The sequence below is a fragment of the Priestia megaterium genome (genome assembly GCF_023824195.1).
GTDB lineage: Bacteria > Bacillota > Bacilli > Bacillales > Bacillaceae_H > Priestia > Priestia megaterium_D.
In genome coordinates, this window is record NZ_CP085442.1 from 2,487,907 (window position 1) to 2,502,300 (window position 14,394).

12 protein-coding genes and 2 other annotated features are annotated in these 14,394 nt (G+C 36.7%); of the genes, 11 read left to right on the forward strand and 1 reads right to left on the reverse strand.

The window, feature by feature from the left end; translation table 11 throughout:
* Positions 1-92 precede the first annotated feature (92 nt).
* The 11 genes from LIS78_RS12575 (at position 93) to thrS (ending at position 13,694) form a co-directional block, all read left to right on the forward strand.
* The gene (locus tag LIS78_RS12575; RefSeq protein ID WP_252285279.1) at positions 93-1,265 is read left to right on the forward strand and encodes an iron-containing alcohol dehydrogenase; all 1,173 of its coding nucleotides are present in this window, start codon (positions 93-95) and stop codon (positions 1,263-1,265) included.
* Between the two features lie 181 nt (positions 1,266-1,446).
* Positions 1,447-2,652, forward strand: coding sequence for an MFS transporter (locus LIS78_RS12580; protein WP_252285280.1), 1,206 nt, complete (start codon positions 1,447-1,449; stop codon positions 2,650-2,652).
* A gap of 126 nt (positions 2,653-2,778) precedes the next feature.
* On the forward strand, positions 2,779-2,913 hold the full coding sequence (locus LIS78_RS31385; RefSeq protein ID WP_286676960.1) for a hypothetical protein: 135 nt from the start codon (positions 2,779-2,781) through the stop codon (positions 2,911-2,913).
* 320 nt (positions 2,914-3,233) lie between these two features.
* A complete protein-coding gene (locus tag LIS78_RS12585; protein ID WP_209151663.1) occupies positions 3,234-4,496 on the forward strand; it encodes an ATP-grasp domain-containing protein in 1,263 nt (420 codons plus the stop codon).
* 15 nt (positions 4,497-4,511) lie between these two features.
* Positions 4,512-5,072, forward strand: coding sequence for a hypothetical protein (locus tag LIS78_RS12590; protein WP_252285281.1), 561 nt, complete (start codon positions 4,512-4,514; stop codon positions 5,070-5,072).
* A gap of 32 nt (positions 5,073-5,104) precedes the next feature.
* Positions 5,105-6,043: a DMT family transporter gene (locus tag LIS78_RS12595; protein ID WP_209151664.1), complete on the forward strand. Its 939-nt coding sequence runs from the start codon at positions 5,105-5,107 to the stop codon at positions 6,041-6,043.
* 27 nt (positions 6,044-6,070) lie between these two features.
* Positions 6,071-7,306, forward strand: coding sequence for a DUF6421 family protein (locus LIS78_RS12600; RefSeq protein WP_252285282.1), 1,236 nt, complete (start codon positions 6,071-6,073; stop codon positions 7,304-7,306).
* A gap of 15 nt (positions 7,307-7,321) precedes the next feature.
* Positions 7,322-8,623, forward strand: a complete 1,302-nt coding sequence (locus LIS78_RS12605) for a valine--pyruvate transaminase (RefSeq protein WP_252285283.1) — start codon at positions 7,322-7,324, stop codon at positions 8,621-8,623.
* Positions 8,624-8,815: 192 nt separating this feature from the next.
* On the forward strand, positions 8,816-9,274 hold the full coding sequence (locus LIS78_RS12610; protein ID WP_252285284.1) for a cell wall hydrolase: 459 nt from the start codon (positions 8,816-8,818) through the stop codon (positions 9,272-9,274).
* Positions 9,275-9,782: 508 nt separating this feature from the next.
* Positions 9,783-11,525 (forward strand): sulfatase family protein, encoded by a 1,743-nt coding sequence (locus tag LIS78_RS12615; protein WP_252285285.1) that lies wholly within the window; start codon positions 9,783-9,785, stop codon positions 11,523-11,525.
* A gap of 403 nt (positions 11,526-11,928) precedes the next feature.
* Positions 11,929-12,155 (forward strand) — a binding site (T-box leader).
* Between the two features lie 39 nt (positions 12,156-12,194).
* Positions 12,195-12,423: a binding site (T-box leader), on the forward strand.
* Positions 12,424-12,476: 53 nt separating this feature from the next.
* Positions 12,477-13,694, forward strand: coding sequence for a threonine--tRNA ligase (thrS, locus tag LIS78_RS12620; protein WP_252285286.1), 1,218 nt, complete (start codon positions 12,477-12,479; stop codon positions 13,692-13,694).
* Between the two features lie 172 nt (positions 13,695-13,866).
* Here thrS and LIS78_RS12625 read toward each other — a convergent pair whose 3' ends face one another.
* A complete protein-coding gene (locus LIS78_RS12625; RefSeq protein ID WP_229754606.1) occupies positions 13,867-14,070 on the reverse strand; it encodes a hypothetical protein in 204 nt (67 codons plus the stop codon).
* Positions 14,071-14,394 lie beyond the last annotated feature (324 nt).

The window sequence follows — 14,394 nt, forward strand, 5'->3', positions numbered from 1 at the left end:
TTGAAAAATTTTTGTTTTACATTTATACTTACATTCTTGTTCGCGTAATGCGACAACTTATTTTACATTCAACTAGGAGGTATACAGATAGTATGGAAAATTTCATTTATCATAATCCCACAAAACTCATCTTCGGAAAAGATCAGCTTCAAGCATTATCAGAAGAACTCCCGAAATACGGAAAAAATATTTTGCTTGTTTACGGCGGAGGAAGCATTAAGAAAAACGGTTTATACGATCAAGTTCTTACACTGTTAAAAGAGCTAAACGTAAACATACACGAGTTAGCGGGAGTAGAGCCTAACCCTCGACTATCTACGGTGCGAAAAGGAATTGAAATTTGCCGAAATGAAAACATTGACTTCATGTTAGCAGTCGGCGGAGGAAGCGTTATTGACTGCACAAAAGCAATCGCTGCCGGAGCTGAGTATGAAGGAGACGTCTGGGATATCATTAACAAAAAAGTAACGGCTACAAAAGCACTGCCGTTTGGCACGGTATTAACATTGGCAGCAACAGGTTCTGAAATGAATCCTGATTCCGTTATTACGAACTGGGAAGCAAATGAAAAATACGTTTGGGGCAGCGCTGTTACGCACCCTGTATTTTCTATATTAGATCCTGTGAACACGATGTCTGTTCCTAGAGATCAAACTATTTACGGCATGGTAGACATGATGAGTCACGTGTTTGAACAATATTTTCATAACGTGAAAAACACGCCTTTACAAGATCGTATGTGCTATTCTGTATTACAAACAGTAATTGAAACAGCGCCGAAGTTACTAGAAGATCTGCAAAGCTACGAACACCGCGAAACGATTTTATATTCCGGAACAATCGCATTAAACGGAACACTTCAAATGGGCTACTTTGGCGATTGGGCTTCACATACAATTGAACACGCGGTATCAGCGGTATATGACATTCCTCATGCGGGCGGTTTAGCAATCCTATTCCCAAATTGGATGCGACACGTTGTAGATCAAGATGTAACTCGTATGAAGCGTGTAATGACAAGCATGTTCAATATTGAAACTACAGGTAAAAGCGACAAGGAAATTGCGTTAGAAGGAATCGATAAGCTAAGCGCTTTTTGGTCAAGCCTTGGTGCACCTTCTCGCTTAGCGGATTACGATATCGGAGAAGAGCGACTAGACGAAATTGCTGGAATTGCTGCTCGTGAAATGGAGCACGGAGGTTTCGGTAACTTTAAAAAACTAAATAAAGATGATATTTTAGCTATTTTAAAAGCGTCATTGTAAAGTGAAAAACAAAAAAGAAGGAGACATCTGTCTTCTTCTTTTTGTTTTATCTTATAAATGACTGGAAATTAAGTAGAGTAGGAAGAATGGTTTTTTTCTCAAATTTCAGTTAACAACTAAAGGAAAAGCTTTATAATGAAGTACAGAAAGAAAGTTTTAGAGAATTTAAGGGAGTGGGGAGATGAAAAAATTTGCGCTAGCTTCATATGCGCTTTATTTGCTAGGCGGATTAGTCATTACAGCCGTAGGGTCCGTCTTACCGCAATTGTTAACACATTATCATGTGTCCTATACAGTTGGCGGGCAGCTTGTATTATTAGGGTCTTTAGGATTTTTGATAGGAGTTCCGCTTTCTTCTTTTCTATTAGGACGCTTCAGCGAAATGAATTTACTTACAATCGCGGCATTAATGATAGCGTTATCACAGATAGGTATGCTTTTGCTGCCTCCATTTCAATGGATTATCGTATTCAATTTCTTAAACGGTATTGGTGTAGCAGCATTGGAAGTAGTTGTAGCTACTTTAATGATGGAAGTATTTATCGGTAGAAGAGCTATTGTCATGAGCTATTTAGAAGTATCATTTGGCTTAGGTGCGCTGTTGATGCCGTTAGTAGCTAGCTTATTGATTTCACAGAGCAGCTGGAGATTTTCATTTTTTATAACAAGTGTACTAGCTTTACTAATGGTTGTAGTCTGTAAAGTGATTCCTTTTAAAAAAGAGACTGTTTCAACTTCAGAAAGTGATGCTTCAGATGCCAGTTCAGAGCCTGCGCCTGTGCTTTCTAAGAATCAAAGGTGGAAAATACTTGCTCTTTTTAGTGTGATGATTTTTATGTACGCTGGAGTAGAAAGCAGTATGAATAATTTTCTTTCATCTATTTTTATCACATATCTAGACGTAATTCCCTCACAGGCTACTTTGAGCATAAGCGTTTTTTGGGTGGCTATGCTAATAGGACGAGTAGCCACTGGATGGATTATTCGAATCGTTACATACGAACGGTATCTTTTTGGCAGCATTGGAGGAACAATTGTGAGTTTAGTGCTGTTTATCGTGTTAAAAGAAGCAGTAGCAGGCTATATTTTATTAGGGTTTTTAGGGCTTGCAATGTCAGGTATCTATTCGATAACGATGGTATATGCTAACCATACGTTTACTGGATCTGCTCGTATTGTAACAAGTTTAATTACTGGTTTTTCAGGGCTTGGAGGAGCTATTTTCCCTGCACTTATTGGCTTTACTATGGACGCAAGCGGAATTACCTCAGCACTTTGGTACATAACAGCTTTTGCATGTTTATATCTTCTGGCGCTTTGCATCATTTTTTTCGTTCAGCGTGATGCAAAACAAAAATCTAATGACCATGTACAAGCTATGAAATAAATGCTAAGTCGAAAAGAGGCTGGGATAAAATTATTTTAATTGATGGAAGATCTGAACGATGAATCGTTCGGATTTTTTTATGGTTAGGATGAACGTAGATTTCATGTATGGAGGTGCTTCTAGCTGGTGATTGGAGGGCAAGACGAAGACTCCTGCGGGAAAAGCGGAATAGGTGAGACCCCGCAGGAGCGGAAGCAACGAGGAGGCTCATCGGCCGCCCCCGGAAAGCGAAGTCTTGCACGGAAATCAACAGCGGTGTAATAAGTGATTTATACTAGCTACTTTATCCAATTTGTTCGTCTATTGATTTAGTTAAGTCTCAATCTCTTTTCTTTTTTTTATAAAAATTCTCGTTAAATTTTTTCTCACAATATCTTTATAATCAAATAGCAAAATTCCTGCTTTTAATTTCGCTTTAGTATTAACCCTATAAACCATTCTTTTTTTTACTTTTTACTAATATATCAAATATTCTATATATTCCTAATGTTATATAAAATTAAATTGACAAATATATGAAGCGGTCATTAGAATTTAGTCATCGAACAGTGAAGAGCTGTTTAAAAGTAGGGGGGAAGTAAATGCCGTTACAAAATAAGCATCTAGCAGTTGTGTTACAAAATACATATTTACCGTTTATTTTTGAAGAAGCAGAAGCTCTCGGAATTAAAGTGACGTTTTTTTATAACCAAGAAGAAGTAGAACCTAAGCATCTTAAAAACGTACAAAATTTCATACCCATTGATTTATTTCACACCCCAGACAAAGCTCTTGAGATTATTAAAGCAGAGCATCACAAAAATCCTTTTGACGGCATTATGACATTATATGAGCCAGCGTTAGAGTTTGTATCTCAGCTGACAGAAAAATTAAACTTACCGGGCTTATCACCGTTTGTGATTAGTAACTGTCGCAATAAACAGAAGATGAGAGAGGTTTTAAAAGATAATGATCTTAACACTCCGTATTTTAAAGAGGTTGAAAATACGGAGGAATTAAAGAATCTTTCACTGCCTTATCCTGTCGTAGTAAAACCTTCTAACGGATTTTCCAGTCAAGGTGTATCACGAGCGAATAATAAAAAGGAACTGATTGACAGCATAGAAAAAGTGAGACGCGTAAATGAAGAAGACCTAAGTAAATTCACAAAAAATAAAACGGGCATGGTAATTGAGCAATTTATAGACGGACCAGAGTTTGCTATTGAGACGTTTTCTGTAGAAGGAGAAGTTTATGTACTTTCTATAGGTTATAAAGGAAATTCCAAAGGACCTTTTTTTGAAGAAGGTGTTTATATAGCTCCAGCTCAGCTAGAAGAAAACGTTTGGCAATCTATTGCACAAGAAGCAGCTAGAGCAGCAAATGCTTTAGGAATTGAGGATGGACCGGCTCATATTGAATTACGCCTGGATCCATTGGGAAAACCTTATGTGATTGAAATAGGAGCGCGTATTGGAGGGTCTGGTATTTCTCATTATATCGTAAAGGAAAGTACAGGTATTAACTATATGGAGCTAGTTTTTTACTATGTATTAGGATTAAAACCTCCTGCATTAAAAAATGAAAAAAAACGAAAGAAAGTGGTGGGCAACTACATTATTCCTGTGCAAGGCCATGGGATTTTTAAAGAAATTCGAGGCTTAGAAGACGTGCGTATAGATACTGAAGTAAAAAGGGTTATTCAATTTATAACTAAAGGGACAGACATTTTACCATATCCGCACTTTTCAGGTTACCCTGGATTTATTTTAACCACTCATGACTCTTATTCCGACTGTGAGCAGTATTACAGCTATTTAGATAACAAAGTAAAAATCGTTTATAAAAATAAAGTAAACGCATAGGGGGTATCAAAGGCTATGATAGTTGCAGAGTCGTCTAGTAAGAAAAATAAGCAGCTTCAAAAGATTAGCATTATCCATACCTTAGGGCCTGAAGGAACAAATTGTGAAAAAGCAGGCTATCTGTGGTTCGAACGCCAAAGCATACAAGGTCAGGTGTTTTTGCATCAAACGTTGGAAGAAGCTTTAGTTCATGTGAAAGAAACAGAGAGTTCTGCTCTTCTAGGCTGTGCGGTATATCCTTACTTACATGATATTGTGTTCAAAAATTTAGCTAGTTTAGAGCTAGTAGATAGCTTTATTATGCCAACGTATAACATGGTGCTTGCCTCAAAAGAAGAGGTGATAACAAACAATAATCTATTAATTGCTTCACATCCTGCCCCTGTTAATTTAGCTCATTCCATCAGTACCCATATTCAGTTAGTAAATAGTAATGCTCAAGCGGCGATTGATTGCTTAGAAGGAAAGGTAGACGCATGTATTACAACAAGTAAAGCTGCTAACGAGCAGGGGTTAACAGTTGTAAAAGATTTTGGAGAAGTGCCGATGTGTTTTACGCTCCACGGAAGAAAATAGGCTCAACTTTAAAAAAGAAATAAGGTGAAACAGTGATTTCTAAATTAACCCGTATTCATGTACATCTTTTGTTTTGTCTATTAGCCGTCATCGGGGGAACGACATGGGCTTTTCAAAAGACTGGATTAAAGGATAGCTTGCCTCTATGGTCAGCAGGTATGAGGTTTTTAATTGCTAGTTTAATAATTGCCCTCTACCTCTTATTCACAAAAAAAATGGCCGTTTCAAAAGAAGTAGTAATCATTTCAGCATTAAACGGAATTTTGTACTTTGCTCTACCGTTTGGTTCTGTTTATTGGGCATCTGTCTATTTGCCAAGCGGGCTTGTTTCCGTTTTAGCTGCCAGCATTTCAGTGTTTGCCCTTTTATTTAATCGTTTATTTAAAGGAACACCAGCTACAAAAGGACAAAAGATAGGTGTAGTCATGTGCTTAATTGGTATGAGCGTTGTATTTGGAAATCAGCTGTTTATACAGGGAAATGTTATTCAAATAGTAGCAATGATCGTCATTTTAATGGCTATGCTAGGTTCTGCTTTTATAACTGTTCAAGTTCAATCTCGCATAAAATCCTTGCCTATTATGACCTTTAATTCTTTTTCGATGCTAAGTGGAGGCGGTTGTTTACTGATTGTTAGTTTATTTATAGAGAATGGAAACCGCACTTTCTCTGGGGTTAGTCTTATCTCATTATTATACTTGGCCATTATAGGGTCGGTCTTGGGGTTTTCTATTAATATTTATTTATTAAAAAAATGGCATATATCAAAGGCAACGGCGCATTTATTTATTTCACCGGTTATCGCCTTATATGTAGGATTTGTCTTTTTAGGTGAAACATTAAACAAACAGGTCTATATAGGTACAGCGTTTGTAATAGCAGGGGTTATATTTATTAACTTAAAAAAGCAAATAGAGAAAAACACAAATAACTCTACTCTTAAATCATCTAAAAATATTTCTGCTAAGTAGCTGTTCTAAAAAAGGAGGGTTTTAATCATGTTAACAAAAAATCACACTCAAAGTTTAGTGGAGTTATTAAACGATAAAATAGTACCTGCTCTATATGAGATAAGAAAATATCAGGGCCCAAATGGAGAGGTCAAAAGAAATTACGAAAAAGCTAGAGAGCTCTTATTAAAAGTAGTTGCTGAAACTGAAACAATGTATAACTCTTTAAATTTACCTGAAGTGTGGAATGCATTAAAAAATGACGTATGTGATTGGATCGAAAGAGGACTCGATCAAGCTCCTTATTTTGATCAAATGTTAATTGCTTATAGCCCGCCTGCAAACGGGGAGGCGACGTTCTTTTTAGGACCGATTGTAACGCCTAATGGCCCTACAAAAAGAGGGTTTTATTTAGAAGCCTTTATCGCCGTTCGCGATGAACCTGAAATCATGAAATCCATTGAAGCAGACCTTCCTCATCCTAAAAATGGATGTGAATCTTTAAAGCTGTTGGCTGGTACTCAAGGATTTATGGAAGGGAAGTGTATTGTATTTTTCCCTGAGAATGTAAAAACAAAAGAAAAGGTAACAAGTCAAAACTTCGCGATATTTTTCTTTAATAAATTTCACAGCATATACAATGAGGATACATTAAAAAGAGCGTATTCTATCTTTCCTGATTTTAACTTTAAATCTCATACTATGAATAGAGAAGACACCTATCAGGCAAGGGTAATCTGGGGATATCTGCATGATTATTACCATCACTGCGGAAATAAACCTTTTGACCAACATATACAGGCGAAAATGAATTTTTTTGCAGGCATACTAGAAGAAGTTAAAGTAGATTGCCAGACAGTGCTGACTCTTCATAAAAGAAAATATCCTTTTTGGGAAGAGATAACGGAATTTGTTCTCTTTGAACGACTTTTAAGATACCCTAGTCAGCATAATGCACCCCGAAACTTTGATTCTGGAACAGGATTTTTTCTTTTTAGCTGGTTAGTTGCAAATGGGCGTTCAATATCCCGAAAAGGAGACCATGCTTATTTAGATTTAGACATATGCTTAAAAGAACTGGATCTTTTAGTAAAAGAAATTGAAGAACTTGAAATGATTCAAAGTGACCTTGACTATAAAGAAGAAGCTGAACATTATGTTCGAAAATACTTATTACCTAGTGAGAACGGTGATAAATTTATTATCCCGGACAATTACTTTATTAATCAGCAAAATAAAAAGATTGAAGTTCCATACTTACTATTCGATGACCATAATCTTTAAGGAGAAGGTGCACTAGTGACTGCTTTGCATTTAAGTAAAATAGGAAACAAAATGACTAATAAAGTAGGCGTTCGCGCTATTATGCATGACATCCAAAAAGTGCTCAATTCCGATCTCAATCAATATGTGAATTTAAGCGCTGGCAACCCTGCTATCCTCCCTCAAGTTTATGAAATGTGGGAAGAAGCTTTAAGAGATATTGTGAACGACAAACAATTAAAAAATTTGATTAGCCAATATGGTTCTAGTTACGGTACGCATGAATTAATTGATTGCATAAGAGAATACTTCTTTACGAATTATCGTATTAAACTGGACAGAGAACAAGTCTTGATCACTTCGGGAAGTCAAAATCTCTTTTTTTTAGCTTTAAATTCGTTTTGCGGTACAAGTAAAGAAGGAAGAGTGAAAAAAGCATTAATACCTATGCTGCCAGATTACGCTGGGTATAGTGGAGTCGCGCTCGAGGAAGGTGTAATAGAAGGAATTCCTCCTATCCTCTCAAAGATTGATCATCATACGTTTCGTTATGAATTTAACAAACAGGCATTTAAAGATAAAATAGCTCAGGACCCAGACGTTGGAGCTGTTGTATTATCAAGGCCTAATAACCCAAGCGGCAACATTCTTTCCGAAGAAGCCGTACAGCTTATATCCCAAGTGTGCAAGGACTATAACATTCCATTGCTAATTGATTCAGCTTACGCACCGCCTTTTCCTGCTATTAATTTTATTGAAATGGATCCAATCATACATGACAATATCATTCACTGCATGAGTCTTTCTAAAGCCGGATTGCCTGGAGAAAGAATAGGAATTGCTATAGGAAAAAGTGACTTCATAAAAGTAATGGAAGCATTTCAATCAAATATTTTGATTCACTCTTCTAGGTTAGGTCAGCGGATGGTGGTTAACACCTTAAAGAGCGGGAATTTACCCGAAATTTCAGCTAACTATATAAGAACTCATTATAAACAAAAACATGACTATTTAAAAAATCTTTTAACTACACGTATGCCTGATGATATTCCTTGGTATTTGCACAAAGCGGAAGGTTCGTTATTTGGTTGGCTTTGGTTAGAAGGTTTGCCTTTCAGTGATAACGATCTATACAATAAATTAAAAGCAGAAAACTTGATTGTAGTACCAGGCGGATCATTCTTTCACGGCAGCCAATCTTCTTCTCACAACCGGGAGTGCATTCGCATAAGTCTTACTGCTACAGATGAGGAGTTAAAGAAAGGAATTGATATTCTTTCTTCAGTAGTTAAGGAAATATACAATTCAAACTTTATATTTCAAACAGAAAAAATATAATTTCTTTAAGATTTAGAAGTGCAACTAATACGTAATCATAAAGGGTTCAGTTTTATAAGCTAAAGATTGTTTAAAGAAGACAATAACATCTAAGTTCTTTTGGAATTGGATAACTTTTTGTAATGAAAGACTCCTATATTTCTGCTAGCATATGAACCACGTCAAGAAATAGCAAGGAGGCTTTTTATTTTTATGATAAAGAAACTAGTGATTGCTATAGCAATGCTTATCCCAAGTTTTGGTGCAGGTTACTCAGCATTTGCTGCAGCGCCCGCTCATGAACAGCACATTCAAGTAAATAAAAATGATAAAGAATTATTAGCTCGTCTTGTATCAGCTGAAGCCAAAGGAGAGCCTTATGCAGGCAAAGTAGCCGTGGCGACAGTTGTATTAAATAGAATGGACAGCAGCAAATTCCCGGACACTGTAAAAGGCGTTATTTATCAAAAAGGTCAGTATAGTCCGGTCAGCAACGGTCAAATTAATAAACCTGCAGACAAAGATTCAAAAAAAGCTGTAGAAGAAGCAATTAACTTCCAAGGTCAAGGGAAAGGTTCATTATTCTTCTTTAATCCTGATAAAACGGGAGATCAATGGCTGCGCCAAAAACAAGAAACAATTAAAATAGGACATCATGTATTTGCAAAATAATGAAAAAGCTAATGGCTAGCTGCGCGCTGCCATTAGCTTTTTTAGTTATGTACATAAAATAAACAGTAGAACAACCTTTAAAATTAGAATTTCATGGTAAAATATAAGAAGTCATTCATAATTAAAAATATGAGGTGATAACTTGAAAGAGAATATGATGTTTGCTTGGATAGCTTCATGGTTAGCTCTTGTTGGTCAGCTCGTTTTTTTATGGGAGTAGCACTTTTTACAGGGGATTGGTGCTACATGATGTGGAGTTTTATGATAAGCATAATTTTGTAGGTATACCTAGTATAATTGGTACCTATAAACGAAATCAGCAGCTAAAAGCATACAAAAAATAAGGAATATCGTATTGAAACGAGCTATGAAAGACTTAGAGAAATCCTCCAAGTCTTTTTTTGTTTGGGCATAAAAAGACATGAACCGTACTCCGTTCTTCTAAAAAAAGTACTTTTTACATAGTTTATCAATACAGAAAATTTGATAAACACGCGGAGGAGTAAACATGCAGGAGCAGCCTAATTTTTTGTTTATTATCGTGGACGAGGAGCGATTTCCACCCGTATATGAAAGTAAAGAACTAAAAAAGTGGCGAAAAAAACATTTAAAAGCACATGAATTTTTAAAACAGCATGGAATGGAGTTTACCCGTCACTATGTCGGTTCTACAGCCTGTTCACCGAGTCGAGCTACATTGTTTACAGGGCAATACCCTTCCTTGCACGGAGTTACTCAAACGCAAGGTATCGCAAAAAAGTCACAAGATCCTGATATGTTTTGGCTGCAGCCTAATACCGTCCCAACCATGGGAGATTATTTTAAGCAGGCTGGGTATCAAACCTTTTATAAAGGAAAATGGCATATTTCTGATGAGAACATCTTAATTTCAGGAACACATAACGTTTTTTCTAGCTACCAGATGCAAACAGGAATACCGGATCCAGAAAAAGAGTGCCTCTATCAACGGGCTAATAAACTTGAAAAGTTTGGTTTTTCAGGATGGATTGGTCCAGAACCGGAAGGGAGAAACCCACGCAATTCTGGTTCATCTGCGGCCGTTGGAGTGAACGGACGAGACGAAATATATGCAGAGGAAATCATAGAGCTTATTCAACGATTAGAACATCAAACGACTGCGCAGCCTTGGCTCATGGTAGCTTCGTTTGTGAACCCGCATGACATTGCGCTGTTCGGAGCGATTACCAAACACCTTCCTATGTTTCAGTTTTCTATTGACGAGACGATTCCGAACATCGAGCCGCCACCTACCATTAGAGAATCTTTACAAACAAAGCCTAGCGCTCAAAGTAGCTATAAATACATCTATCCAAAAGCGCTGCAGCCAACCCAAAATTCTAGCTTCTACCGGCGCTTGTATTATCAGCTGCAAAAAAATGTTGATAAACAAATTTTAAAAGTTCTTCGGACCATAGAACAATCTTCGTTCTATGAAAATACAATTATTATTTTCACGTCTGATCACGGTGATTTGCTTGGAGCTCATGGGGGACTACATCAAAAATGGTACAACATGTATGAAGAATCTATTCACGTGCCGCTTCTTATTCACCACAAATGTTTATTTCCAAATTATCAACGTACAGACCTGCTGAATAGTCACGTTGACTTGATCCCGACAATGCTTAGTTTAGCTAATATCGATGCTTCCGCTGTTCAAAAGCAATTACAAAAAAGTCATACGGAAGTACATCCATTTGTTGGGCGAGACCTGTCACGTATATTCCGAGGAGAAACGTGTGCTGAGCAAGAAAAAACACCGATTTTCTTCATGACGGATGATGACCCGACGAAAGGACTTCACCAAACAAATTTTTCAGGAGAAAGCTACCCGTCAGTTGTTCAGCCCAATCACATTCAAGCAGTCATTGTCGAGTTTTCGTCAGCGGCAGGAAAGGAAATTTGGAAATACGCTCGCTATCATGATAATCCGCGATTTTGGTCAGCAGCTGACGAAAAAGATAAAGTCAACCACCGAGAGCAATATGAAGGTTACCCTGTAAGTCTTACTACCCTTAAAACAACACGTGTTCCCGATCAAATTGAAATGTACAATTTGACCAAGGATCCGTTAGAAACAGTAAATCTGGCTCACCTGTATTTTTCGACAAATGAAACAAGGAAAATTCAGCGGCAGCTTGATGTTATTCTTAAAGAACAAATCAGGAAAAAACGGATTTTTCCGCAAAGTGGAAGCATGCATGATGAGCTTCCGTCTAAAGATAGATAAAAAATAGTTTCTACGGATTGAAGTCAAATATTTGGGTGAGTAGAAAAAGGTATATTTAATATTTTAATATATAAATAAAAAACTTGATGATGCTTGTGCTATGTTACTTGTTCTGATTTGGAATAGTATTGGGTTTCACTTCGTTAATACGGCTTAGATAAAACAAATATGGACTCCTGGCATCATTCTTTTGCGCCTTTATTGTTGTGAAAATAAAGGTAAAAATAAGAATGGAATGTAGTCGTTAATAGTATAATAAAAAACTTTTTAAGTCCGTGTATTCTTAAGTAACTTTTCGGAAATTCAAGCATAAAGTAATTCTATAACCTTAAAAAATAAAAAATTACTTCTTGACTTCTGTTAAATTTATACACTATAATCGCTTTTAACAACTAATAAACAGTATTTGGCAATGAAAAGGACACGAATTAGATGCTGTTTTCTTCGCAGAGAATAGGGTCACTGGCTGAGAGCCCTTAAGAAATCATCTAATTTACCACCTTAGAGCTATTGCAGGGAACGTGCATAACTGAAACTGCAATCGGTAAAACCGTTATCTTTTTTGAGCGTAAAATACGTATAGGTATTTTACGGAATTAGGGTGGTACCACGGCCGCATTCGTCCCTTCACTAGGGATGAGTGCGGTTTTTTATGTAGAAAAAAAGAATATACAAGCAATGAAAAGGACATGAATCATTTTTGAATTTTCTTTACAGAGAGTAGGGTCACTGGCTGAGAACCCTTAGAAAACGAAATGAATTTACCACCTTGGAGCTGCGGCGGGGAATGTGTATACACTGAAACCGCAACCGGTAAAACCGTTATCTTTTTAAGCGTAAAATACGTATGGATATTTTACGGAATTAGGGTGGTACCACGGCCGCATTCGTCCCTTTACTAGGGATGAGTGCGGTTTTTTTGTTGAATAAAAACATATTGGAGGAATGAACATGTCAAAACAAATGGAAGCAGAAAAACGAAATCATCAAAAGTTAGGTCAAGAACTGGAGCTGTTTATGTCGATGGAAGAAGCTCCTGGTATGCCGTTTTTCTTACCTAACGGAATGATTGTTCGAAATGAGTTAGAAAATTACTGGAAACAAAAACATTACAAAGCAGGCTATCAAGAAATAAAAACACCCATTATGATGAAACAGGAGCTCTGGGAACAATCAGGGCACTGGGAGCACTATCATGAGAATATGTATTTTTCAAATGTTGACAAACAAAACTATGCGATTAAACCGATGAATTGTCCGGGAGCTATTTTATTGTTCAACAGCAAGCGAAGGAGCTACCGAGAACTTCCGATTCGATACGCAGAGCTTGGATTAGTTCATCGTCACGAGCTTTCTGGGTCTTTAAACGGATTGCTAAGAGTCCGGTCATTCACACAGGACGACGCTCATTTATTCGTAGAAATCAGTCAGATCGAAGCTGAGATTAGCCGCATTCTAGCGTTTATCCATGACTTTTACTCACATTTTGGCTTCGATTACAAAGTGGAGCTATCCACACGTCCTAAAAAATTCATGGGAGATATTGAAACATGGAACCAAGCAGAAAAGTCGCTTCAATCTGTGTTAAGTAAAAAAGGCTTAGACTATCAGCTGAATGAAGGAGACGGAGCTTTTTATGGGCCGAAAATCGATTTTCATATTTTAGATTCCTTAGGTCGCAGCTGGCAGTGCGGAACAGTTCAGCTTGATTTCTTAATGCCAGAGAAGTTTGACTGTATGTATATTGGAGAAGACAATAAACCTCATCGTCCCGTAATGATTCACCGCGCTATATACGGTTCCGTTGAACGATTTATGGCCATCTTGATTGAACATTATGAAGGTCAATTTCCTCTTTGGTTAGCTCCTGTTCAACTCAAACTATTGCCTATTGCACCGCCGCATGTGGAATATGCATATAAAGTGAAACACGAGCTGGAGTTAAAAGGGTATCGTGTTGAAGTGGATGATCGTATTGAAAAAATAGGGCTGAAAATTCGAGAAGCCGAAATGCTGAAAGTTCCTTATATGGCCGTGATAGGAGATAAGGAAGTGGAAAATGAATCGCTTGCCATGCGAAAGCACGGAAAGGAAAATATTGGAGCAGTAAGTGTGAAAGAAGCAGCTGGACACTTGAACAAAGAAATGAATTCAAACGGAATCTATTGAAATCAATTATCTTACCAAATAAAAAAATCCTATTGTGTTAAGTCGGATAGTGATTCCCTTCATCTTGTCTTACACCAAGATGAAGGGAATATTGAACTAGAAGGGTATAAGATAATATATATCAGCAGTATAACTTTTGCCTTAGACAAACGCCGGTATTTTATAAAAAAATTTATCTTATTCCATTCGAATCGTTTGTACGGGATGAAGCTGAAGCCTCATCTGATGGTTTGTTCATGTTTTGCTGATCTCGCTTCTTTTTAGAAGGAGAGTAAAAAAGAAATTTAAACATAAAGTACACTCCTAACGCTAACAAAATACAGCCAATAAGTAAGTTAAGCATCTCTCTCCGCCCTTCATACACTTCAGTTTTCATCATTATAACACCCGGTAAGATAAAACATTCATCGTTCTGTAAATAATCTCTATGTCAGGAATTTATATCTGAAGATAGTTAGTAAAAAAGTTATCTAAAAACATATAAAATAATTCTTTAGAATATTATTTTTATTCAAACTTATTATACATAAGCACAATGATAATCTCTTTATTTAGTTTATAAAACCAAAATAGAGCGATATTGAGAAATCGCTTACAAAAACTCTTGAAATATATATAATGATATTAGTATACTAATAGACAAGTTAGTAATTATTTCTATATAATTACTTCTGTATCTAAAGTAAAAACGCGCAGCCAA

Bases quoted from the DNA above. Each gene is read 5' to 3' on its own strand.
- LIS78_RS12585 (WP_209151663.1), top strand. From the start codon at position 3,234: ATGCCGTTACAAAATAAGCATCTAGCAGTTGTGTTACAAAATACATAT.
- thrS (WP_252285286.1), top strand. From the start codon at position 12,477: ATGTCAAAACAAATGGAAGCAGAAAAACGAAATCATCAAAAGTTAGGT.
- LIS78_RS12615 (WP_252285285.1), top strand. From the start codon at position 9,783: ATGCAGGAGCAGCCTAATTTTTTGTTTATTATCGTGGACGAGGAGCGA.
- LIS78_RS12575 (WP_252285279.1), top strand. From the start codon at position 93: ATGGAAAATTTCATTTATCATAATCCCACAAAACTCATCTTCGGAAAA.
- LIS78_RS12600 (WP_252285282.1), top strand. From the start codon at position 6,071: ATGTTAACAAAAAATCACACTCAAAGTTTAGTGGAGTTATTAAACGAT.
- LIS78_RS12625 (WP_229754606.1), bottom strand. From the start codon at position 14,070: ATGAAAACTGAAGTGTATGAAGGGCGGAGAGAGATGCTTAACTTACTT.
- LIS78_RS12610 (WP_252285284.1), top strand. From the start codon at position 8,816: ATGATAAAGAAACTAGTGATTGCTATAGCAATGCTTATCCCAAGTTTT.
- LIS78_RS12590 (WP_252285281.1), top strand. From the start codon at position 4,512: ATGATAGTTGCAGAGTCGTCTAGTAAGAAAAATAAGCAGCTTCAAAAG.
- LIS78_RS12580 (WP_252285280.1), top strand. From the start codon at position 1,447: ATGAAAAAATTTGCGCTAGCTTCATATGCGCTTTATTTGCTAGGCGGA.